Annotated in this window: 24 protein-coding genes; 18 read left to right on the forward strand and 6 right to left on the reverse strand. The window is 69.4% G+C overall.

Going from position 1 to position 20444, the window contains the following annotated elements; translation table 11 throughout:
- Nucleotides 1–60 precede the first annotated feature (60 nt).
- The gene (locus RIE32_08110; GenBank protein ID MEQ9096210.1) at nucleotides 61–516 is read left to right on the forward strand and encodes a hypothetical protein; all 456 of its coding nucleotides are present in this window, start codon (nucleotides 61–63) and stop codon (nucleotides 514–516) included.
- A 3-nt stretch (nucleotides 517–519) separates the two neighbouring features.
- Here RIE32_08110 and RIE32_08115 read toward each other — a convergent pair whose 3' ends face one another.
- Nucleotides 520–1383 carry a S24 family peptidase gene (locus tag RIE32_08115; protein ID MEQ9096211.1) on the reverse strand — a complete coding sequence of 288 codons (864 nt, stop codon included), beginning with the start codon at nucleotides 1381–1383 and terminating at the stop codon, nucleotides 520–522.
- A gap of 171 nt (nucleotides 1384–1554) precedes the next feature.
- Between RIE32_08115 and RIE32_08120 the strand changes: the two genes are divergently transcribed.
- Genes RIE32_08120 through RIE32_08135 form a run of 4 tightly spaced genes read left to right on the forward strand, consistent with a single transcriptional unit; the run spans nucleotide 1555 to nucleotide 4760 of the window.
- A complete protein-coding gene (locus RIE32_08120) occupies nucleotides 1555–1992 on the forward strand; it encodes a sigma factor-like helix-turn-helix DNA-binding protein (protein MEQ9096212.1) in 438 nt (145 codons plus the stop codon).
- Entirely contained in the window at nucleotides 1989–2687 is a 699-nt protein-coding gene (locus tag RIE32_08125) for an ATP-binding cassette domain-containing protein (protein ID MEQ9096213.1), read from the forward strand. The genes RIE32_08120 and RIE32_08125 overlap by 4 nt, the downstream gene beginning before the upstream one ends.
- Nucleotides 2641–3315, forward strand: a complete 675-nt coding sequence (locus tag RIE32_08130; GenBank protein MEQ9096214.1) for a GNAT family N-acetyltransferase — start codon at nucleotides 2641–2643, stop codon at nucleotides 3313–3315. The genes RIE32_08125 and RIE32_08130 overlap by 47 nt, the downstream gene beginning before the upstream one ends.
- Nucleotides 3312–4760 (forward strand): hypothetical protein, encoded by a 1449-nt coding sequence (locus tag RIE32_08135; GenBank protein MEQ9096215.1) that lies wholly within the window; start codon nucleotides 3312–3314, stop codon nucleotides 4758–4760. Before RIE32_08130 ends, RIE32_08135 begins: the two co-directional genes overlap by 4 nt.
- On the opposite strand, the gene RIE32_08140 is transcribed toward RIE32_08135, so the two are convergent.
- Nucleotides 4751–5749 (reverse strand): hypothetical protein, encoded by a 999-nt coding sequence (locus tag RIE32_08140; protein MEQ9096216.1) that lies wholly within the window; start codon nucleotides 5747–5749, stop codon nucleotides 4751–4753. The genes RIE32_08135 and RIE32_08140 overlap by 10 nt on opposite strands.
- Nucleotides 5750–5757: 8 nt before the next feature.
- The gene (locus RIE32_08145; protein ID MEQ9096217.1) at nucleotides 5758–6099 is read right to left on the reverse strand and encodes a hypothetical protein; all 342 of its coding nucleotides are present in this window, start codon (nucleotides 6097–6099) and stop codon (nucleotides 5758–5760) included.
- 334 nt (nucleotides 6100–6433) lie between these two features.
- Between RIE32_08145 and RIE32_08150 the strand changes: the two genes are divergently transcribed.
- The 8 genes from RIE32_08150 (at nucleotide 6434) to RIE32_08185 (ending at nucleotide 13656) form a co-directional block, all read left to right on the forward strand.
- Nucleotides 6434–7090: a hypothetical protein gene (locus RIE32_08150; protein MEQ9096218.1), complete on the forward strand. Its 657-nt coding sequence runs from the start codon at nucleotides 6434–6436 to the stop codon at nucleotides 7088–7090.
- Nucleotides 7091–7102: 12 nt separating this feature from the next.
- On the forward strand, nucleotides 7103–8230 hold the full coding sequence (locus tag RIE32_08155) for a cytochrome c biogenesis protein ResB (protein MEQ9096219.1): 1128 nt from the start codon (nucleotides 7103–7105) through the stop codon (nucleotides 8228–8230).
- A complete protein-coding gene (locus RIE32_08160; GenBank protein MEQ9096220.1) occupies nucleotides 8227–8610 on the forward strand; it encodes a hypothetical protein in 384 nt (127 codons plus the stop codon). Before RIE32_08155 ends, RIE32_08160 begins: the two co-directional genes overlap by 4 nt.
- Nucleotides 8611–9642 (forward strand): hypothetical protein, encoded by a 1032-nt coding sequence (locus RIE32_08165; GenBank protein MEQ9096221.1) that lies wholly within the window; start codon nucleotides 8611–8613, stop codon nucleotides 9640–9642.
- Complete coding sequence (ccsA, locus tag RIE32_08170; protein MEQ9096222.1) at nucleotides 9618–10043, forward strand: cytochrome c biogenesis protein CcsA; 426 nt, start codon at nucleotides 9618–9620, stop codon at nucleotides 10041–10043. Before RIE32_08165 ends, ccsA begins: the two co-directional genes overlap by 25 nt.
- Nucleotides 10044–10092: 49 nt before the next feature.
- Nucleotides 10093–10626: a cytochrome c nitrite reductase small subunit gene (gene nrfH / locus RIE32_08175; GenBank protein MEQ9096223.1), complete on the forward strand. Its 534-nt coding sequence runs from the start codon at nucleotides 10093–10095 to the stop codon at nucleotides 10624–10626.
- 12 nt (nucleotides 10627–10638) lie between these two features.
- The gene (locus RIE32_08180; GenBank protein MEQ9096224.1) at nucleotides 10639–12372 is read left to right on the forward strand and encodes an ammonia-forming cytochrome c nitrite reductase subunit c552; all 1734 of its coding nucleotides are present in this window, start codon (nucleotides 10639–10641) and stop codon (nucleotides 12370–12372) included.
- A gap of 510 nt (nucleotides 12373–12882) precedes the next feature.
- Nucleotides 12883–13656: a DUF695 domain-containing protein gene (locus tag RIE32_08185; GenBank protein ID MEQ9096225.1), complete on the forward strand. Its 774-nt coding sequence runs from the start codon at nucleotides 12883–12885 to the stop codon at nucleotides 13654–13656.
- 24 nt (nucleotides 13657–13680) lie between these two features.
- Here the strand turns inward: RIE32_08185 and nuoF are convergent, their stop codons facing one another.
- Nucleotides 13681–15090 carry an NADH-quinone oxidoreductase subunit NuoF gene (gene nuoF, locus RIE32_08190; protein MEQ9096226.1) on the reverse strand — a complete coding sequence of 470 codons (1410 nt, stop codon included), beginning with the start codon at nucleotides 15088–15090 and terminating at the stop codon, nucleotides 13681–13683.
- A 170-nt stretch (nucleotides 15091–15260) separates the two neighbouring features.
- On the opposite strand from nuoF, the gene RIE32_08195 reads away from it, so the two are divergent.
- Nucleotides 15261–16079: an outer membrane beta-barrel protein gene (locus RIE32_08195; protein MEQ9096227.1), complete on the forward strand. Its 819-nt coding sequence runs from the start codon at nucleotides 15261–15263 to the stop codon at nucleotides 16077–16079.
- A 36-nt stretch (nucleotides 16080–16115) separates the two neighbouring features.
- Here RIE32_08195 and ribB read toward each other — a convergent pair whose 3' ends face one another.
- Nucleotides 16116–17312, reverse strand: a complete 1197-nt coding sequence (gene ribB / locus RIE32_08200; protein MEQ9096228.1) for a 3,4-dihydroxy-2-butanone-4-phosphate synthase — start codon at nucleotides 17310–17312, stop codon at nucleotides 16116–16118.
- A gap of 30 nt (nucleotides 17313–17342) precedes the next feature.
- Here ribB and RIE32_08205 point away from each other — a divergent pair, with 30 nt between their 5' ends.
- From RIE32_08205 to RIE32_08215, 3 genes are read left to right on the forward strand one after another with little or no spacing between them, the layout of a single operon-like run.
- Nucleotides 17343–18011, forward strand: coding sequence for an O-methyltransferase (locus RIE32_08205; protein MEQ9096229.1), 669 nt, complete (start codon nucleotides 17343–17345; stop codon nucleotides 18009–18011).
- A gap of 21 nt (nucleotides 18012–18032) precedes the next feature.
- On the forward strand, nucleotides 18033–18212 hold the full coding sequence (locus tag RIE32_08210) for a hypothetical protein (GenBank protein ID MEQ9096230.1): 180 nt from the start codon (nucleotides 18033–18035) through the stop codon (nucleotides 18210–18212).
- Nucleotides 18213–18271: 59 nt separating this feature from the next.
- Nucleotides 18272–18406, forward strand: coding sequence for a hypothetical protein (locus RIE32_08215; protein ID MEQ9096231.1), 135 nt, complete (start codon nucleotides 18272–18274; stop codon nucleotides 18404–18406).
- On the opposite strand, the gene RIE32_08220 is transcribed toward RIE32_08215, so the two are convergent.
- Nucleotides 18403–19671, reverse strand: a complete 1269-nt coding sequence (locus RIE32_08220) for a hypothetical protein (GenBank protein MEQ9096232.1) — start codon at nucleotides 19669–19671, stop codon at nucleotides 18403–18405. The genes RIE32_08215 and RIE32_08220 overlap by 4 nt on opposite strands.
- Nucleotides 19672–19763: 92 nt before the next feature.
- Here RIE32_08220 and RIE32_08225 point away from each other — a divergent pair, with 92 nt between their 5' ends.
- Nucleotides 19764–20414, forward strand: coding sequence for an RluA family pseudouridine synthase (locus tag RIE32_08225; protein ID MEQ9096233.1), 651 nt, complete (start codon nucleotides 19764–19766; stop codon nucleotides 20412–20414).
- The last annotated feature ends 30 nt before the right edge of the window (nucleotides 20415–20444 follow it).

The raw sequence follows: 20444 nt of genomic DNA on the forward strand, positions 1-20444 counted from the left end.
CACTTCGAACGAGGCCCGAGCGCACGCCCGGAACCTTCATAACAAACCCTACGCTGACGCATGCGTCTCACGGGCCGAACCATTACCGACGACCGCGGCAACCGTCGTCCAATCACGCGATGGGTGTATAGCTTCACCTATCCCATGCCCTGGGAACCAATCTACCGCGAGACCCCGCGGAGCTGGCGCATGTATCACCTGGGAGCGCTCATTTTTGCACTGGTGGTCGTGGCCTTGATCGTGTTGTCGAGCTTCATCTTCCCAAGCCTTGGATCGCCGCTTGCAGCCCTGCCCTCGCTGTGGATGCCAGCGTTCATGATCGTCTGGATGGGTGTGTTCTGCTATTTCCACTTCGCAGTGTTCAAGCCCTGGGCCAAGCGGCACAAGCTCGCCGCTGGCCACTGCCGTGCTTGCGGCTACGACCTCACAAACCTCACCGCCGACCCCGACGGCTGCACCACCTGCCCCGAATGCGGCGCCGCGTGGAAGCTCCCGCCACCCACTCCCCAGACCTGAGCCCTACTCCCCCACCCGCCGCGTCACGCTCACCGCCGGATACAGCCCCGCCACCTTCTCCCGCGGCTCCACGCGCGCCTTGTGCCGGGGATTCAGCGGCTGCAGCCGGATCAGTTCTTCGCCCCCTTCGCCGCGCTCGAAGTACACGCGCTTGAACGTGGTCTCGCTGTCCGGCTCGGCAAGCCGCGCGAAGCAGTCCATCCCGTCTCGCACCTCGCGGCCGGGGCTGAAGATTACCACGTCGCCCTCGAGATACGTGGGCTCCATGCTGTCGCCGGTGATGCGGGCCGCGAAGGCGTCCGGGTCGCCCAACTCGGGCGCCGCCACGTAGCTGTCGGCTACGCGGGCCGGGTAGCCCAGGTCGGTGAACTCGGCCGCCTGTCCCGCCGGCACAAGATTAATCAGCGGCACCGCCCGGGGTAGCAACGCCTCGACCGTCTCGCCCTCGCCCGGCGTGCCCGCCTGCGGCGCAATCCGCTCCACCAGCCGAGCCAGCACGCCCGACTCGAACGCACGATCGAGCCCGCCCGGCCCCGCCGAACGGAGCATCGCCGCCAGTTGCCGCGCAGCGTGGCCCTGCTCGCGCCGCTCGGCCAGCTCCTCGCGCACGGCCGCCGGCGTGCTCTGCATCGCCACCATCTCACCCAGCGAGCCCGGCTCCATCTCCAGGGCTCGCTCCAAGCCAGACAGCACACGCTCGGTCGGCGCCCCCCGCTTGCCGCGCTCCAGCAGCGAGAGATATCCCTTGGTGCACCCCGCCCGCTCGGCCGTCTCGCGCAAACTCAGGCCGAGCCGCAGCCGCCGATCCCGCAGACGATCGCCGAACCCGCTCGCCAACGGCCACTCGCTGCATCGATCCACCGGCATGCTCGGCCCCTTCCGTGAGCCGCCTCAGAGCATCGAGAGCGGCTATCTGCTCCATATCGCCACCCAACTGCGCAATCTGGTGGGGATACCAAACATTAGCCTTGCAATTGTTTGCAATCCAGTCGACAATAGGGCGTCAGACCAAAGCATGCAGTAAACGGAGAGCACGCCATGCAGACAAGACTGGACGATGCGGCCCTGGACATGCGACGCAAGCAGCGGCGGGCTCTCGTGACGCGCGTCCTTGACGCGGCAGACCATCTGCCCCCCGAAGAACGCCAGCTGCTCATCGCCATTTATGGCCGCGGCATGGCCGTCAGCGAGGCCGCCGTCATGCTGGGAACCCCCGAGCGCCAGCTTCGCCGCCGCGTCCGGGCCCTGGTCCGTCGCGTGTGCGACCCGACCTTCGACGCCGCCGTCCGGCTGAGCCCGGACATGCCCCGCCAGCTCCGCCAGGTCGCCCGCCTGAAGGCCATTGAGGGCCTGCCCATGCGGCAGATCGCCCAAAGGCTGGGCGTGAGCTACCACACCGTGCGCAAGCACTACGACGCATTCCGAGCCCTGATCGAGGCCGCGGGCTCGCGCTCCAAGCCAGGGAGCGCCGCGTGAACGACCGCGTCGCCCACGCCCGCGCCTTGTTCGCCCTGCCCGTGGGCTCGGCCGAGCCCTGCCGCCGCAGCGCCCTGCGCGCCGCCCGCGATGCCGCCCGATCGCTCGCGCAGCTCGAGCCCGGCCAGGTCGCCCTGCTCACCGGCCCCAGCGGCAGCGGCAAGAGCACCGCCATCGCGATGCTCCGCCGCCGCCTTTCGCGCATGGGCCGCGTGGTCGTCCGCCCACCCGCACACCTGTCGCGCCGACGGCCCACCATCGAGCACGTGGGCGATGACCTCGACCAGGCACTCGGACTGCTCGGCGCCGCCGGCCTGGCCGAGGCCTCCTTGCTCGTGCGTCCGGCCGGCCGACTGAGCACCGGCCAGCTCGCGCGGCTGACCATCGCCGCTGCCATGGACCGTTGCACCCCCGGCTGCGTGCTCGTCGTCGACGAGTTCGCCGCCACGCTCGATGCGCCCACCGCCCACTCGCTGGCCCACGCTTTGGCGCGCTGGTGCCGACGCAAGCGCATCACGCTGGTTGCCTGCAGCGCTCGAGAAGACACGCTCGAAGCGCTCGCGCCCGACCTGCTCATCGTCCTGCCCCTGCCCGGCGATCGCCCGTCGCCACCCGTCGTCATCACCCGCGCCCCCGCGGAGCCATGCCGTGGCACACGCCTCGCTCGTCCGCCGATTCCGCGTCCTGCGCACTGACCCCATCACCATCGAAACGGGCACGTACGACGATCTTCGCGCGCTGTCGCGCTACCACTACGTGGCCGGTCGGCCCGGGCCCATCACCCGTATCCTGCGCGCGAGCGCCGACGGCGAGACCGTGGGCGTGCTGGCCGCGTCGATGCCGACCCTCAACGGCCGGTGGCGAAGCATCGCCTGGCCGGGCGACTACGACACGCCCGACAAGCGCGCCAACGCCCTGCGCCTCAACCACGACGTCCGCGTGATCTCGCGCGTCATCGTCGACCCGCGTTACCGCGGCCGCGGCGTCGCGGTCCGGCTCGTGCGCGCGTACCTGGACGCCCCGTGCACCGAGCGCACCGAAGCCCTGGCCGCCATGGCCCACGCGTGCCCCTTCTTCGAGCGAGCCGGCATGGAGCGCATCGACCTGCCGCTGAGCAAGGCCGACGCCAAGCTGCTGCGCGCGATGGCACGCCACGGCGTCGAGCCGGCCGACCTGCTCGCGAGCCTGCCCGCGGCGATCACCCCGAGCCTGCGCGCGTGGGCGCGGGCCCGCAAGCTCCGCGGCGGCGACATCGCCGCGCGGGCATTTGCGCTGCTCACCCACCCACCCGTCGCCCACGTGCACGAACGGAGCCAGTCGTGACGCCGCTGCCGGCACGGCCGGCGACCGTCGACGAACTGGCCCAGTGCGTGGGCACGATGCTGGACGTGCAAGTGAGCGCCAAGCCCTTGGCGTACCTGGCCCATGCGTTCTTTGCCGACCACATGCCCGACGCGCTCGGCAACACCGCCGACGACCCGATCGACGCGGTCGTGTGGGCCAACCGCGGGGGCGGCAAGACGTTCCTGGGCGCCGTGGCGACGCTGCTGGACCTGGTGTACAAGCCGGGCATCGAGGTGCGCATCCTGGGCGGCTCGCTCGAGCAGGCCCAGCGCATGCACGCGCACCTGCGGCATCTCATCCGGTGCCCGGCCGTCAGCGAGCTGGTCGAGGGCCGCGTCACCGATCGACGGCTTGAGCTGATCAACGGATCGAGGCTCGAGTTGCTCGCCCAGAGCCAGGCATCGGTCCGCGGCACGCGCATCCAGAAGCTGCGCTGCGACGAGGTCGAGCTCTTCGACCCGGCCGTGTGGGAAGCCGCCCAGCTCACCACGCGCAGCAAGACCGTGGAATACGAGGGCAAGCCATACACCATCCGCGGCTCGATCGAGGCCCTGAGCACCATGCACCGCGCCCACGGGCTGATGCGGGACGTTGTGGACCAAGCCAACGAGGGCACGCGGCACCTGTTCAAGTGGGGCGTGGTCGACGTGCTCGAGCGCTGCGACGATCGCTACACGTGCGAGGGGTGTCCACTGTTCACAGAGTGCCAGGGCTCGGCGAAGGATGCGAATCGGGTGCCGGGCCACCTGTCCATCGCCGACGCGGTCTCGCTGAAGGGGCGGGTTTCGCTGTCAACATGGGACGCGGAGATGCGGTGCGAGCGGCCCAAGAGCGACGACGCGGTGCTGCCCGAGTTCGATCGGGCCGTGCACGTGCGCCAGATGCCGAACATCGACGAAGACTGGCAATGGGTCCTGGGCATGGACTTCGGGTATCGCTCGCCGACGGTGATCGTGTGGGGCGCGCTCAGCCCCGAGGGGGTGTTGCGCGTTGTTCGTGAGCGCGTGGCGTCACGGTGTCTGCTCAATGAGCACATCGACGCGATGCTGGAGAACGAGAGCCAGAAGCCGAGCTGGATCGGCATCGACCCGGCCGGCTGGCAGGGCAACGCGCAGACCGGCCTGAGCGACGCCCAGCAGATCCAACGCGCCGGCCTGACCGTGCGCGCCCGCCGCACGACCATCCGGGCCGGGCTCGACCTGCTGCGCGCTCGATTGCGGCCTGCCAATGGTGAGCCGACGCTGTTCATCTCTCCCGACTGTCCGCACCTGATCGAGAGCCTGGAGCGCTACCACTACGACATGCAGCGCCCCATGAGCGAGGAGCCGGCCAAGGACGGGCCCGACCACGCCGTCGATGCGCTGCGGTACCTGGTGACGAATCTCGATCGGCCGGGGGCGCTGAAGGCGGGGAGTTACTTGTGAGTGTCGAGGCCGAGGAACCGCAGCATGATGGCCTCTTCGCTCTGACACAGGTGTTCCATCGCCGCGGCCGACGCACTTTGACCATGCAGGCAGGCTCGCGCGAAGGCAAAGAACTCGGCGGGCCTGGTGTCGAGCAGCGATCGCGTGACGGCCTCGGCGAGGTTGTACGAGAGTTCCTGGTGCCCATCCTCGGGCGAGCGGAAGGTGTCGCCATGCAGGAACCCGGCCAGGCCGATCGACGACCAGAGCGCTCTGTGTCGCCGCATCTTCTCGTGATCGATGGTAAAGAAGCACTGATTGGTGACGCGCTCTTCCATCATCTGTGTGAGACCCTCTTCGGCCCACAGAGGGAGGTCGCCGGCGTCTTCTGACCGAGGTGCGAGCGCGTGGTGGGTGAGTTCGTGCGCGATCGAATGCTCGAACGCGTGGCGATCGACGTTCAGGATCAGCGTCGACGGATTGATTGACGAATCGCCAAGATAGATGCCGCCGGATGAGGCAACGTGCCCATCATCCTGGCGGTACGCGTCAACAAGGTCGTAGTACGCATCCATCGTGGGCGCGGCGATGATGGTGATGTGGGCGATGGGGTGCTCGTTGGGATCACCAAGGATGGGAGTGAGCGCTCGTCCGATCGTGGCGAGCGACGACGCCGCTGCGCGCTCGAGGCGCATCCGATCGGCCTTGGGGGCAAGGCCCTCGACACCGATGCTGCGCCATCGCTCGAGCGGCGTTCTGTACTTCGATTGGAGGGTCTGCGCGAGAAAGTCGACCCAGCCGGCAATCATTGCGTGGGCCAACTCGTCGGCGTCGGAGTCTGTCTGTGTTGTCGAGTCAATGTGATCCAGGGCCTCGTCCCAGTTCAGGTGAGGCAGGCCGAGATGGCTGCGCAGGAAGGGCGAAATCGCGTCGATGGCCAGCGGCTCGGGCAGGCCGGCGGGCTGGGGCGTGGCGTCCGGGCGCCCGCGCGAGGATCGACGAAAGAACACGGCGGCCCTCAGTGCCTGAACAACCGGTACACCATCAGGATGCCGCCGCTCAGGATCGCGCCGCCGATGAGGCCGAGGATGCCGTCCATGGCGGCGCCCCAGCCGGGGCCCACCTCTTCTGGTGCGACGAACGCGCCGACGCCGGCGGCGATGGCGATGCTGGCCAGGATGAAGACGGCCTGGAAGGCGTTGTCCTTGACGCGAAGGTTCGGGCCGACGGCCACGTCGGTGACGATGTCGTAGGTGCTCGGCTCCTTGCGCTTCCTGGCGCCTCGCTTCGGCAGGGGCGGCGGGCCGGGCCGCCGGGGCGTGTCGGGCGTGGGCGAAGGGCCGTCGGGGTGCTGTGCCATGGTGGGCGATGGTATCGGCGGGCGGGCCGGGGGTGTTTCGGGGGTGCGGGGATGGTTCCGGGCGCGCCCTGGGAGGCTTGGGCCGCGCCCCGAAAGGTTCCGGGCGCGCCCTGAGAGGCTTGGGCCGCGCCCCGAAAGGTTCCGGGCGCGCCCTGAGAGGCTTGGGCCGCGCCCCGAAGGGTTCCGGGCGCGCCCTGGGAGGCTTGGGCTGCGCCCTGAGCGGTTCAGGCCGTGGCCCGCGGGGTGTGCGCGGCGGCGCACGCGGGCTTCCCGGGGGCGATGCGCAGTTCCTGCGCATCCGGTGGGGGCGGGGCGGGGGCGGCTAGCATGGGGCATGAAGCCGAGCAACCCCTGCCCGCGTGCCCTTCTGGTGCTGCCCCTGCTGGCGTTGCTGGCTCTGCTGGCACTGCCCCTGGCCGCCTGCGAGGAGGCGGCGATCGAAGAACAGTCCGTGCCCGAGGGGGCCGAGACCATCGCCGAGCCGCCCCACACCCAGAGCCAGATCCAGACCGAGCCCGACGCGGCGGCCGAGGCGGCAGATGGGGAGCCGGCCTTCGCCGACGACGCCGAGGCGTGGCCCTGGGCGGCGCCCGCGGGCTGGCGCCGCGTCGACCAGGAGCGGCCGATGCGTCTGGCAACGTACGTGATCGAATCGGGCGACGCCGGGGATACGGTGGAGGTCGCCATCAGCCGGTTCCCCGGGGACGTGGGCGGCATGCTGGCCAACGTGAACCGCTGGCGCGGGCAGGTGGGGCTGGCGCCGGTCGGCCAGGGCGAGCTGGACGGCATGATGGAACGCTTCGAGAACCCCGGCTTCGTGGGGCACACGATGCGGCTGGATGGGCCCCAGGGGCACATGCTGGTGGCCAGCATCCATGAGAGCGGCGAAGACCGGACGTGGTTCGTGCGGGTGACCACCGACGCCCAGACGGCCGACGCGGTCCAGGACGAGGTGTTCGCCTTCGCGCGCACGTTCGGGGCGGGGGGCTGATAGCCTGCGGGCATGCTCCTCCGCCGGGCCATCGAGCCGCTGGCGTCGCTCCGCCTGACCGTCGTTCTGCTAGCGCTGTCGATGGCCCTGATCTTCGTGGGCACCCTGGCCCAGGTCCGCATGGGCGTGTGGGAGGCGGTCGACTCGTACTTCCGCAGCTTCGTGGCGTGGGTCGACCTGTCGCTGTTCATTCCTGAGGCCGCGGGCGTAATCCCCATTCCCGGCGGGGCGACGCTGGGGCTGCTGCTGCTGCTCAATCTGGTGGCGGCCCACGCGGTGCGGTTCAAGCTCTCGTGGCGGCGCGTGGGCATGATCCTCATCCATGGCGGGCTCATCGTGCTGCTGGTGGGCGAGTTCGCCACGGCGTGGCTGGCGGGCGAGGGGCTGATGGCCATCGACGAGGGGGCGACCAGCCAGTACTACGAGGACGTGCGCTCGGTCGAACTGGCGGTGGTCGATCCGTCGCCGGAGGGTGAGGACCGGGTGGTGACCGTGCCCGCGGCGATGCTTCGCTCGGCAGTGGACGGAGCGGCGATTGCGCATGCGTCGCTGCCGTTCGAGGTCGAGGTGCTGCGGTGGATGCCCAACGCGCGGCTCATGCGCGGCGATGGGCCGACGGTGGCGGATCGCGGCGTGGGGCTCGAAGCGGTGGCGCAGCAGCGGCCGCCGGTGCGGGGGGTCGATGGTGCGCAGAGCGATGCGCCCGCGGCGTACGTGCGGCTGACGCGCGATGGTGAAGACCTGGGGACGTGGCTGGTGTGGGCCGGGCTTGTGGGCTCGCAGCGCGTGGAGGTCGATGGCCAGCACTACGGCCTGGCCCTCCGCTACGCGCGGACGTACCTGCCCTACAGCCTGACGCTGCGCGACTTCCGCCACGACACGTTCACGGGCACGGACATCGCCCGGAACTTCTCCAGCGACGTGCGGCTGGTGGATGAGGGGCGGGGGGTTGATCGGGACGTCCGCATCTGGATGAACAACCCGCTGCGCTACCGCGGGGCGACGTTCTACCAGGCGTCGTACAAGCCCGACGGCAGCGGGACGGTCTTGCAGGTGGTGCGCAACCCCGGGGCGGCCCTGCCGTACGTCGCGTGCGCGCTGGTGGCGGCGGGCCGCTGCTGCACTTTGGGTTGGCGATGACCACCTACCTGCGCCGGCGGAGCAAGCGGCTGGCGAAGGCGGGGGCGCCAGCGGCGGGGCGCTCGGCGTGGGGGTCGGCGTGGGGGTCGATCTGGCCGTGGGCGGTGGGCGTGCTGGGGGTGGGGCTCGCCCTGGCGGCGCTGGCGCGGCCGGCGGGCTATGGAGACTTCGACCTGGACACGTTCGCGCGCCTGCCCGTGTCGGCCGGAGGTCGCATCAAGCCCATGGACACCGCCGCGCGGCATGCGCTGATGGTCGCCGGCGGGCGGCAGTCGGTCGATGGCGAAGCAGGCATGCCCGCGATCGAGTACCTGGCGGGTCTGATGGCCCAGCCGGAGGGCGTGGCGGGCCTGCCCGTGGTGCGCGTGGACCACCCCTAGGTGCTGGCGCTGCTGGAGTTGACGCCCGACCAGGGCGGGCGGCTGGGTCTGAGCGCGATCGAGCCGCACTGGGGCGAGGTCGCCCGTCAGGCCCAGCGCGCGATGGACATCGACGCCAAGCGGCGCGACCCGTACCAGCGTGCCGTGCTGCGGCTGTACACGGCGGTCGACACGCTGCTGGCCCATGCGCAGCTCCGCGAGCCGTTCATCGTGCCGCCGCTGGGCCCCGATGGTCGGTGGCGCAGCTTCCATGAGGTGATGGTCCACGACGATCCGCTCGGCAGGGGCGCTTCGCCCGAGGACGTGCATCCGACGGTGGCGTACACCGTCGCGATGATGACGGCGTATAGCGAGGGCGACCCCGAGGGGTTCAACGCCGCGGTGGCGGACTACGAAACGCTGCTGCGCGACTCGATGTCCGGGGTGATGCGGAAGATGGACCTGGAGGTCCTCTTCAACCGGGCCCGGCCGTTCGTGGGGGCGGCGTCGGTGTACGTGCTGGCTTTCGTGCTGCTTTGCGGGTCGCTGCTGATGCGGGCGCGCGCGGGAGAGAAGGGCGAGCCGTTGCGGCGCTCGGCGGTGGCGCTCTTGTGGGGCGGGCTGCTGGTGCATACGGCGGCCATCGCGGTCAGGATCTACCTGCAGGACCGCCCGCCGGTGACGAACCTGTACTCGTCGGCCATCTTCGTGGGCTGGGCGTCGGTGTTGTTCGCGCTGGTGCTCGAGAAGCTGCAGCCGCTGGGCGTAGCGGCACTGGGGGCGGCCAGCGTGGGCTTCGCGACGCTGGTCGTCGCGCACAACCTGGGCGACGACGGCGACACCATGCAGATGATGCAGGCCGTGCTGGACAGCAACTTCTGGCTGGCCACGCACGTGGTGACCATCACGCTTGGCTACGCCGCGACGTTCCTGGCCGGGGCGCTGGCGGCGCTGTACCTGGTGCTGGGCGTGTTCACGAGGCTGCTGACGCGCGAGCGGGCCCAGGCGCTGGGCGGATGGTTTACGGCGTGGTGTGCTTCGCGCTGCTGCTGAGCTTCGTGGGCACGGTGCTGGGGGGCATCTGGGCCGATCAGAGCTGGGGCCGGTTCTGGGGGTGGGACCCCAAAGAGAACGGCGCGGCGCTGGTCGTGCTGCTCAACGCCATCATCCTGCACGCGCGCTGGGGCGGCTTGGTGCGCACGCGGGGCATCATGGTGCTGGCGGTGGCGGGCAACATCGTGACGGCGTGGAGCTGGTTCGGCACCAACATGCTGGGCGTGGGGCTGCACTCGTACGGCTTTATGGACTCGGCGGCGATGCTGCTCATCGGCTTTGTGATAAGTCAGTTTTTATTCATGTCGCTGGGGCTGCTGCCGGTGCGTGCGTGGCGCAGCTCGATTGACACGGCGTCTCAACACCCCAGTGGTGTAGACAGCGCGGATGGGTCGATCTAGTCTCCTTTCGTCAGGCGTGCGACGCGAGCGCGATCGAGAAGGGGAGGCCATGGCCAAACCGCCCGGCAACCGGCCCGCACAGGACGCGCCCGCGCGTGGACGCACGCTGTGGCGGCGGGGCTTGCTGGCACAGCTCGGCCTGCTGCCCATCGCCGTGGCGGTGGTGGTGGGCATGCTGGCCGGCGTGGGGGCGTTCACCTTCGGCTATGGCGAGGGGTGGGCGTACCTGAGCAACGATCCGCAGGCGTGCGCCAACTGCCACGTGATGCAGGGGCACTACGACGCGTGGCAGAACTCCAGCCACCACGCCGTGGCGACGTGCAACGACTGCCACCTGCCCCACGACTTTACCGGCAAGTGGGTCACCAAGGCCGACAACGGGTTCTTTCACTCGCTGGCGTTCACCACCGGCGACTTCCACGAGCCCATCCAGATCAAGCCGCGCAACGCCCGGGTGACGCAGAACGCCTGCCTGCACTGCCACGCGGATTTCGTGCACAGCATGCTGCCGGCGCAAGACGGGGGCGGCATGCTCTCGTGCGTGCACTGCCACCAGGACGTTGGCCACGACGAGCGACAGTGACGGAGAGCTTCCATGAGCGACACGCATCCTGCTGATACCAGGCCAGCGCGGCCCACCCCCGCCGAAGATGCCCGCCGCACGCGCTCCCGGCGTGTGTTCGCCCTGGGCGCGGTGCTGGCCGTCGCGGCCGTCGCCACGGTCGTGGTGACCTTCGTGCTGGTGACGATGTTCGAGCACAAGCAGGACGCGCGCACGCCCTTCGTGCGCGTGGCCGAGGTGAGCGAGGTCAGCACCGACCCCAGGCCATGGGGCCTCAACTGGCCCCACCAGTTCGACGCCTACATGCGAACGGCCGAGGGCGTGCAGTACGGCGGCTCGAGCGCCCTGACGGCCAGCAAGCTCGAGGAGAGCCCGTGGCTCAAGCGGCTGTACGCGGGCTATGCCTTCAGCCTGGACTACCGCGAGGCCCGGGGGCACGCGTACATGCTCTACGACCAGACGGTGACCGAGCGGGTGACCAAACGCCAGCAGAGCGGGGCCTGTCTGCACTGCCACGCGTCGAACACGGTGGCGTACCGGCGCGTGGGGCTCGAGGCGATGGGCCATGACGCCAGCGACGCCGCGCTGGCCGAGGGCTTCAACATGCCGGCGGTCATCCGCGGGTTCGAGGAGGTCAGCCGCAAGCCCTACCACGAGGTGCTGGCGATCGTGGCCAGCGTGCCCGATGGCACGCCGGACAACGATACCGCCTTGCACCCCGAGATGCGCGAGCAGTCGAGAATCGAGACGCCCGCGGGCCACATCGACCTGGGCAACGCCCACCCGGTGAGTTGCGTGGATTGCCACGACCCGGAGACCATGGCCATCCGCATCACGCGGCCGGGCTTCGTGCAGGGCATCGCCGAGCTGGCCGCCAGCGACGAGCCGGTGCCGCACATGCCCAGCATCGACCGCTGGCGCGAGGGCGGTCGGGCCGAGCCGTACGACCCCAACGCCCTTGCCACGCGTCAGGAGATGCGCTCGTTCGTGTGCGGCCAGTGCCACGTGGAGTACTACTGCGCCAACAAGATGACGCTGACCTTCCCCTGGGGCAAGGGGCTGAAGGTCGAGCAGATCGAGGCGTACTGGAACGAGACAACGTTTCCCGCTGATGGCCAAGGGGGTCAGGAGGGGGGCGGTGAGTCGTTCTACGACTACGCCCACGGCGAGACGGGGGCCAAGCTGCTGAAGGCCCAGCACCCCGAGTTCGAGCTGTGGAGCCAGGGCATCCACGCGGCCAATGGCGTGAGCTGCGTGGATTGCCACATGCCCTACGAGCGCGTGGGCGCGATGAAGGTGAGCGACCACCACGTGCAGAGCCCGCTGCTCAACGTCAACAACGCTTGCCAGCACTGCCACAACCTCCCCGAGCGCGAGATCATCGCCAACGTCAAGGCCATCCAGGTCCGCACGGTGGCGCTCATGGAGCGTGCGGCGGGGGCCATGACCGACATGCTCGACGCGGTGATGGAAGCCAAGGCGGCCGGCGCAACCGACGAGCAGCTCGCCGAGGTCTACGCGCTGCAAAGCAAGGCGATGTGGCGGCTGGACTACATCTCCAGCGAGAACAGCAAGGGCTTCCACGCCAGCCAGGAGGCCGCCCGCATCCTGGGCGAATCGATCGACTACAGCCGCCGGGCCCAGGCGATGGCCCTGCGGTTGCGGGCCCCCGAGGCCCCCAGCACCGAGGGGCTGTCCACCGAGGGCGTCCAGGGCGTGACGCCCGCTGGGGAGGCGCCGCGGGAGGGGCCGGTGGAGCCGGGGTGAGTCTGGGGATGGCCGGGACGTTCCGGGGCGCGCCCTGAGAGGCTGCGGCGACGGCCGGAACGTTCCAGGGCGCGCCCGGGAAGGCTTCGGGGACGGCGGGGACGTTTCAGGGCGCGCCTTGGGAGGCTTCGGGGACGGCCGGAACGCTCTGGGGCGCGCCCCGGGAGGCTCGGGGGATGGCCTGGAAGGTTCCGGCTGTCCCCGGAAGGACCTTTCGCGCAGGTCTTGCGCGTTGGGGCGGGGGCTGGGGGGCCTTCGGGTGCGCGCACCCGGGGGCTTGCGCAACTGCGGGAAAGTTCCGGTGCGCGCACCGGAGGGCTTACGCGGCTGCGGAAACTTTCCGGTGCGCGCACCGGAAGGCTTCTGCGGGGCATGGCGCGCAGTTTCTGCGCGTTCAGCCCATGCCAAGGTCTTCGATCAACCTTGAGTCGCGAGTGATCAGGTGATGAGCGCAGGGCCTAGGGTCTTCCAGCAGGCGGTTCAATCCGACCGCACGCAGGGAGAGCACACATGGCGACGCCCGACGAGAGCTGGGCCGTGTACTGGGCCAATGTCGAGGGCAAGGCCGCCACGATCGTGGTCGACCTGTCCTGGCGTGATCGGGCGCCTGACCCGGCTCGGCCAGTGCTCGTGGAGGTCTCGGTCCCTTTCCACGCCTCGCGGGAGGACGGGTTTCCCAATCCGGATGAGCTTACCGCGCTCGACCCGATCGACGATGGCCTCGACGCCGCCATGAAACACGGGGTTGATGCCGTGCCGGTGGGCTGCATGTCAAATGACGGGCGGCGACGGTGGTACTTTTATGCGAGAAGCGGCGAGTGTGAGGCCGCGGTGCGTCGGGCCTTCGATGGGAGCGGATACGAGCCGACATGGGGCGCCAAGCCAGACCCGGATTGGAGTGGGTACAACGACACGCTCTATCCCAAGCCGGAAGAATTGCGATGGATCTGGGACGTGCCCGTACTTACTGCGCTCCAGCAGAATGGTGACCAGGCCGAGCGGGAACGCCCGATCGACCACTTCGCCTACTTCAAAGATCGCGGCGATGCGGAGCGGTTTGCGAAGTGGTGCACGGAAGAGGGCTTCACCCTGAACGGCGAGCCGGACACGAACGCCGATGATGAGCGATTCGGCGTGGAATTTTCGCATTTCGGGCCCGCCACGATCGACTCGATCCATGGCCGGACGATTGCCGCCGATCGCGAGGCGACGCGGCTAGGCGGCACGTACGACGGTTGGGCGACGATCGTGAAAAGGCGACCGTGGTGGCGATTCTGGGGTTGATCGCTTTCTGCTTCGGATCGTCGCCTAGGAATGCGCCGCCGCGCCGATGGTCATCTTGACGGCGACGTGGCTCGGCTTCACGCGGCTCTCGAACTCATCCCTGAACTTGTTCATGATGGTGCGCAGGGCCCAGTTGTTGCCGTCGGCCAAACCACAGATCGTCGTGCCGGGCATGGAGCCCATGCTGGTGGCGATCTCCAGGGCCATGTCCAGGTCCTTGGTCTTGGCGTGGCCGTCCTCGATGCGGCTGACGAGCTGGTAGAGCCAGCCGCTGCCCTCGCGGCAGGGCGTGCACTGGCCGCAGCTCTCGTGCTTGTAGAAGCGGGCGATGTTGCGCGCGACGGCGACCATGTCGGTGTCCTCGTCGAACACGGTCGGCCCGGCGGTGCCCAGGCCCAGCACGTTGTACTTGCGGCCGATGTCGAAGTCCAGCTCGGCCTCGTACTGGTCGGTTCCGAGCACGCCCATGCTCACGCCACCGGGGATGGCGGCCTTGTACTTCTTGCCATTTCGCATGCCGCCGCAGTATTCCTCGACCAGGACCTTCAAGGGAATGCCGAGCTCGAGCTCGTAGACGCCGGGCCTATTGACGTGGCCGCTGACGCCCATGAGCTTCGTGCCGTAGCTGGGCGGGCCGCCGACGCTGGATTCGACGCCCTGCTTGGTGAACCACTCGGCCCCGTTCTCGACGATGCTGGGCACGTGGGCGAGGGTCTCGACGTTGTTGATGATGGTCGGCCGGCCGAAGAGGCCCTCGACCGCGGGGAAGGGCGGCTTGATGCGGGGCCAGCCGCGCTTGCCCTCCAGACCTTCCAGCAGCGCAGTCTCTTCGCCGCAGATGTAGGCGCCCGCGCCGCGGTGGACGTAGCAGTCGACCTGGAACTTCGTGCCGCCGGTGTTGGCGTCGGTGTTCGTCAGGCCCCTGGGGCCGAAGATGCCCTTGTCGTAGGCCTCCTGGATGGCCTTCTCGAGGACCCTGGCCTGGTGGTGGTACTCGCCGCGGATGTAGATGAAGGCCTTGTCCAGGCGGCAGGCGTAGCAGGCGATGGCGATCCCTTCGAGGACCAAATGAGGGTCGAAGTCCATCAGCAGGCGGTCCTTGAAGGTGCCCGGCTCGGACTCGTCGGCGTTGATGGCCAGGTAGCGGGGGCCGCGGTCTTCCAGGGCCTCCTTGCCGTCCTCGATCTTGGGCAGGAAGGTCCACTTGAGACCGGTGGGGAAGCCCGCGCCGCCGCGGCCGCGGAGCATGGAGGTCTTGACGGCCTCGACGACGTCGCCGGGGGCCATGGCGAGGGCCTTGCGGAGGCCCTCGTAGCCGCCGGTCTTCACGTAGTCGTCGTAGGAGACGACGCGGCGGTCCTTGGGGTCGCCGTAGGGCCAGGTGGGGATGCGCTTGCACAGGACGTGCTCTTCGATCTTGGGGGACCAGGCCATGGCGACTCCGGGGGGGCGTGGGGCTGCTGTCGGAAAGCGAGGGAACTGAGCGGGCATTCTAGCGGATGGGGTGGGCGGGCCGACCCCGGGCGCGCGGGGGGTTAGGATTGGTCCCAGCCCGCCGCAGGACCATGGCGGGGTAGCCGGGCAAGCGACCTTTGGAGCGAGCGATGCGGAACCTGATGGTGATGGCGGCGGCACTGGCGTGCTCGGCGGGCGTGCTGGCGGAAGGCGGCAGGCTGGGCTTCGTGCACGAGCCCTACGTGCCCGCGGCGGCGCCCAGCGCGGGCGCGGAGGGCGCCTTCGGCGGCACGTCGGAGGCCTTCGGCGTGGCGGTGGCCCGCTCGGCCGCCCAGGACGACGTGGACTGGACCCGGCGGCAGCGGGAGATCGCCCTGCAGGAGATGTGGCTGTACTACCGCATCGGCGTGGGGGCGACCGACCGGGGCAGCGCCCGGTTCGAGAACTTCAACGGCAGCGACTTCGACGCCGACTTCGACAGCCCCGGGCTGCTGGTGAGCTTCGCCATCGGCGGGCGGTATCGCCTGTGGGCCGACGGCCCGTGGTCGCGCGTTGGGATGCGGTTCGAGGTCGAGGGCCTGTTCGGCTACAGCGAGTACGACCGCAACGGGCTGGGCGCCGGCCCGCGCGCCGGCGACGGCGACCTGTTCGAGTACGGGCTGAGTGCCAACATCATGCCGGACATCAAGCTGGGGCGGTTCAACCTGTTCGCCGGCGGTGGCATCGGCGGGTCGCTCTTTACCATCAGCGACAGCAGCCCGAGCGACTACGACGACTCGCGCGGGGCGCTGAGCTTGCAGGCGATGGCCGGGGCGAGCTTCGAGCTGACCGAGCCGGTGTCGCTGTACGCCATGGTGCGGTACCGCACGTACAGCAACATCCACTTCTACGACGACACGGACATCCGCATGCGGCTGCTGGACCTGGATTCGGCGTCGCTGGAGGTGGGGCTGGAGTTTCGGTTCTGAATCTTTCCCCTCCCCCGCTCCCAGCGGGGGAGGGGGTTAGAGACTCACCCGTTCGCTGATACTCAACCCGAAGGCATCGAGTTGGGGGTATTCGGCGTCGCTGTTGGTCAGCAGCTTCATCTGTGAGATGCCCAGGGCACGGACGATCTGGCTGCCGGTGCCGTATTCGAGGGCGCCGGCGGCCTGGCTTCTCGTTGGGCTGTCGTCGCTGTCGAGGTTGAACGGCTGGGTGAGGCGGTTGTTGAGGTTGGCGTGGGCGCTGTGGGTGTCGAGCCCGCCGCTTGGTCTCAGATACACGAGCGCCCCCCTGCCCTCGCGTTGGATCTTCTGCATCGCGCTGTCGAGGATGGTGCGCGCGTTGCGGTCGCCGTGGCGCGCCGCGAAGATGTCGCCAAGGAGGTCTCGGCGGTGCACGCGGACCAGCGTGGGTTCGGCCTGCTCGACGACGTTGCCCGCGTCGTCGAGATCGCCCACGCCGCCGAGGGTCAGGGCAAGATGCGGCAGAGGATCGGTGATGCTGCGGAAGGCGATGAGGTTGAAGGGGCCGTGGGCGGTGTCGATGGGCGTGCCCTCGGCCGGCTCCAGCCGCTCGACGAAGCGCTCGGCGCGCAGGCGGTGCTCGATGAGCTGCTTGATGGAGCACATCTTCAGGCCGTGCTTCTGGTTGAACTCGACCAGGTCGGGCACGCGGGCCATGGCGCCGTCGTCGCGGAGGATTTCGATGATGACCGCCGCGGGAGTCAGGCCGGCCAGGCGGCACAGGTCGACCGAGCCCTCGGTCTGGCCGATGCGCACGAGCACGCCGCCATCGCGGGCGCGCAGCGGGTTGATGTGGCCGGGGCGGACGAAGTCGCCGGGGGTGCTGCCCGGCTCGATGGCCAGGCGGATGGTCTTGGCCCGCTCGGCCGCGCTGACGCCGGTGGTCAGGCCGTGCTTGGGATGGCCATCGATGGCGACGGTGAAGGGCGTGCCGCGGACGGAGGTGTTCACGTCGGCCTGGGGCTTGAGGTCCAGCCGGCGGCAGTCGGCCTCGGTGAGGCTGAGGCACAGGTAGCCGCGGGCCTCCTTGAGCATGAAGCCGATGCTGGCGGCATCGGCGAACTGGGCGGGCAGGACCAGGTCGCCCTCGTTCTCGCGCGTCTCGTCGTCGGTGAGCACGACCATGCGGCCGGCGCGCAGCTCGTCGAGGATCTCGGGGATGGGGCTGAAGCCGTCGGGGAGTTGGGCGGTCACGGGCGAGGGTAGGAAGGGCTAGGGTGACCCATGGCCATCGACATGACCCCCAACCGCTGGCAACACACGAGCGAGTACCTGGACACGGTGTTCGGCCGGCAGGACGCGCACCTGGCCGGGCTCATGCCGCGGGCGATCGAGGCGGGCATCCCCGATATCGCGGTGTCGGCGTCGGTGGGGCGGATGCTTTTGACCCTGGCCAGGCTGGTGGACGCGCGGCTCATCGTGGAAGTCGGCACGCTCGCGGGGTACTCGGGCATCTGGCTGGCGCGCGGGCTCGCCGATGGCGGAAAGCTCGTGACCATCGAGCCCAATGAGATGCACGCAGGCTTCGCCGAGACCATGTTCGCCGAGGCCGGCGTGGCGGAGCGTGTCGAGGTCGTGCGCGGCTATGGCACGCCGGTGCTCGAGAAGATGGCCGGCGAGCGGGCGGGGGCGGTGGACCTGGTGTTCCTGGACGCCATCAAGACCGAGTACCCCGATTACCTGCCGCACGCCAAGACGCTCCTGCGGCCCGGCGGGCTGCTGGTGGCCGACAACATGCTGGGCTCGGGCGACTGGTGGATCGACACGCCGGCAGGCGAGAATGAGAATCGCGACGCGGCCGACCGGGTGAACCGGCTGGTGGCGGGCGACGAAGACTTCGAGGCGTTCTGCGTGCCGTTGCGCGAGGGCGTGATGGTGGCGCAGAAGAAGTAAGCAGCGCAAAGGGAGCTTGGCATGACCTGGCTGACGTGGGTGTTCGTGATCGCGCTGGGCGTCTTCGCGCTGCGGAACATCTGGACGATCTACGAGGCGCTGGCGCACGAGCCCAAGCAGACGGGGCGCGTGGGCGTGGGCCTGCTGTTCCTGGTCATCGACGTGCTGCTCATCCTCTGGCTGCTGGGCGTCATCCCGTGAGGCGCTCATGAAGCACCTTCCGGGAAGCTACACCGTCGGCCGCGCGGTCGAGCAGATGCGTGGGGCCCGACTGGCTGGGCGACGGGCCAGACCTGGACGACCACGACGCGGCGAACGTCGGCCAGATCGTGATCGTGCTGGCCGTCATTGCCGCGCTGGTGGCGCTCGGGCTGTGGCTCGGGGGCGTGTTCTAGCGGGAGGTCGTTGTGGCCTGGCCGTCGTTGGCGCTGCGCAGCTTGTCGCGGATGGCGTCGCTGTCGACCTCGGCGATCCAGAGCTGGCTGCTGGGGCGCTGCTCGCCCTCGGCCAACTCGCCGCGCTGGGCGGTCCACATCAGGTACCGGCCATCGGGGCTGAAGACCGGCAGCACGTCGGCGCCGTCGGCCTGGGTGATGCGCACGGGCGTCGTGCCCCTTGCCGGGTCGGCCCAGATGGCGAAGACCTCGTAGTTGCGGTGGCTGACTTCGCTGGAGGCGTAGACCAGGAACTCGCCGCTGGGGTGCCAGTACGGCGCCCAGTTGACGTGGCGATTGTCGGTGAGCTGGGTTTCGTTCGTGATGCCCACGGGCACGCCGTCGCTGTTGAGTTCGAGGTCGGCCACGAAGAGCTGGAGCAGGTTGTTGCCCTGGCGATCGGAGCGGTAGCAGATCTTCGTGCCGTCGGGGCTGAAGAAGGGGCCGCCGTCGTAGCCGCTGGCCTCGACGATGGGGAAGTGGGCTCCCGTCTCGGTGTCGTAGGCCCAGAGGTCGGCGTCGGGGCGACCGGCCGCGTCGCTCTTGGCCTCGTCGACCTGGGCATAGAGAATGGTGCGCCCGTCGGGGCTCCAGGACGCCTCGGCCGTGTAGCCGGGCTTCTCGAAGACGGGATCGGTAATGGCCGGGCGCAGGCCGTGGAAGTCGGTGTCCCCTTCGGCGGGGATGATGGTGGAGCTGATGCTGCCGCTGACGATCTGCATCTCGGTGGGGAAGCTCCACGCGTATCGGCCCGTGCCGCGCTGGTAGCCGGGCACGTTGTCGGCCGAGGGCGGCTCAACGGTGCTGCCGAAGAGGACGATGTTGGCCTGCGTTGGGTGGAACCAGCCGCAGGTGTTGGCGCTGCCGCCGGTGGAGACGCGGATGGGCGTGCGGATGCCCTCGATGCGGCCGCTGGTGCTCATGTCGAAAGGGGCGACGAACATCTCATAGTGCGGACTGGGGGCGGCGCCCTCCTCGGGCACGGGCGTGGCCTGGAAGATGACCATGCTGCTGGAGGGGTTGAAGTAGGCCTCGCCCGCGCGGGTGAACATGTCGCGGCTGGTGAGCGGACGATGGTTGGTGAGGATCGGGGCCTCGGCCTGCCGCCAGTCACCGCTGGCCCCGTGGCCGTTCTGCTCGGGGTTGCCTTCGCCGTTCTGGGCCGCAGTCAGCGAGCAGGCCAGGCCGACGCACGCGAGCACACCAATCCGAATCCCGATCATCATCCGTCCTTCCCGAGCGATCGCCCGGCTGCAAGCCAATCCATCCTCGTGACTGAGACTCTGTCGCAACGAATGGGAGTATATCGTCCGACCTGATGCCGGACGCCCCTGCCGACAGCCTCCTGAGGATCATCCTGGATACCGGGCGGTACGTGGTGGTCGACAAGCCCAGCGGCCTGCTGAGCGTGCCCGGCAAGGGGCCCGAGAAGGCCGACTGCGTGCGGAGCCGCGTTGCGGCGATGTACCCCGACGCGACCGGCCCGATGACGGTGCACCGGCTGGACCAGGACACTTCGGGGCTCATCGTGGTGGGCCTGGACCCCGACGGTCAGCGTGCCATGAGCCAGGTGTTCGAGCATCGCCGGGTAACCAAGCGCTACATCGCCGTGGTTCAGGGCGAACTCAAGGAGCACGCCGGGCTGATCGACCTGCCGCTGCGCATCGACTGGCCCAACAGGCCGAAGCACATCGTGGCCGAGGACGGGCGCGCGAGCCAGACGCGGTACCGGGTGCTTGGCGTCGAGAACGGCAACACGCGGGTGGAATTCACGCCCATCACCGGGCGCGGCCATCAGCTCCGCGTGCATGCGGCGGACGAACGCGGGCTGGGCGCGCCGATCCTCGGTGATCCGCTGTACGGCGACACGAGCAAGGCCCCACGCCTGCTGCTGCACGCGTGGAGCCTGGAATACACCGATCCGTTTACCGGTGAGCTGATTCGGGTGGTGAGCGAGCCGGGGTTCTGAGTTGGATTGACCAGGGTCGCGTGGAATCCC

It is taken from the genome of Phycisphaerales bacterium (assembly GCA_040221175.1).
Taxonomy (GTDB): domain Bacteria; phylum Planctomycetota; class Phycisphaerae; order Phycisphaerales; family UBA1924; genus JAHCJI01.

Bases quoted from the DNA above. Each gene is read 5' to 3' on its own strand.
- RIE32_08160 (MEQ9096220.1), top strand. From the start codon at position 8,227: ATGACCACCTACCTGCGCCGGCGGAGCAAGCGGCTGGCGAAGGCGGGG.
- RIE32_08110 (MEQ9096210.1), top strand. From the start codon at position 61: ATGCGTCTCACGGGCCGAACCATTACCGACGACCGCGGCAACCGTCGT.
- RIE32_08150 (MEQ9096218.1), top strand. From the start codon at position 6,434: ATGAAGCCGAGCAACCCCTGCCCGCGTGCCCTTCTGGTGCTGCCCCTG.
- nrfH (MEQ9096223.1), top strand. From the start codon at position 10,093: ATGGCCAAACCGCCCGGCAACCGGCCCGCACAGGACGCGCCCGCGCGT.
- RIE32_08210 (MEQ9096230.1), top strand. From the start codon at position 18,033: ATGACCTGGCTGACGTGGGTGTTCGTGATCGCGCTGGGCGTCTTCGCG.
- RIE32_08180 (MEQ9096224.1), top strand. From the start codon at position 10,639: ATGAGCGACACGCATCCTGCTGATACCAGGCCAGCGCGGCCCACCCCC.
- RIE32_08155 (MEQ9096219.1), top strand. From the start codon at position 7,103: ATGCTCCTCCGCCGGGCCATCGAGCCGCTGGCGTCGCTCCGCCTGACC.
- RIE32_08145 (MEQ9096217.1), bottom strand. From the start codon at position 6,099: ATGGCACAGCACCCCGACGGCCCTTCGCCCACGCCCGACACGCCCCGG.
- RIE32_08120 (MEQ9096212.1), top strand. From the start codon at position 1,555: ATGCAGACAAGACTGGACGATGCGGCCCTGGACATGCGACGCAAGCAG.
- nuoF (MEQ9096226.1), bottom strand. From the start codon at position 15,090: ATGGCCTGGTCCCCCAAGATCGAAGAGCACGTCCTGTGCAAGCGCATC.
- RIE32_08185 (MEQ9096225.1), top strand. From the start codon at position 12,883: ATGGCGACGCCCGACGAGAGCTGGGCCGTGTACTGGGCCAATGTCGAG.
- RIE32_08115 (MEQ9096211.1), bottom strand. From the start codon at position 1,383: ATGCCGGTGGATCGATGCAGCGAGTGGCCGTTGGCGAGCGGGTTCGGC.
- RIE32_08220 (MEQ9096232.1), bottom strand. From the start codon at position 19,671: ATGATGATCGGGATTCGGATTGGTGTGCTCGCGTGCGTCGGCCTGGCC.
- RIE32_08225 (MEQ9096233.1), top strand. From the start codon at position 19,764: ATGCCGGACGCCCCTGCCGACAGCCTCCTGAGGATCATCCTGGATACC.
- RIE32_08205 (MEQ9096229.1), top strand. From the start codon at position 17,343: ATGGCCATCGACATGACCCCCAACCGCTGGCAACACACGAGCGAGTAC.
- RIE32_08195 (MEQ9096227.1), top strand. From the start codon at position 15,261: ATGCGGAACCTGATGGTGATGGCGGCGGCACTGGCGTGCTCGGCGGGC.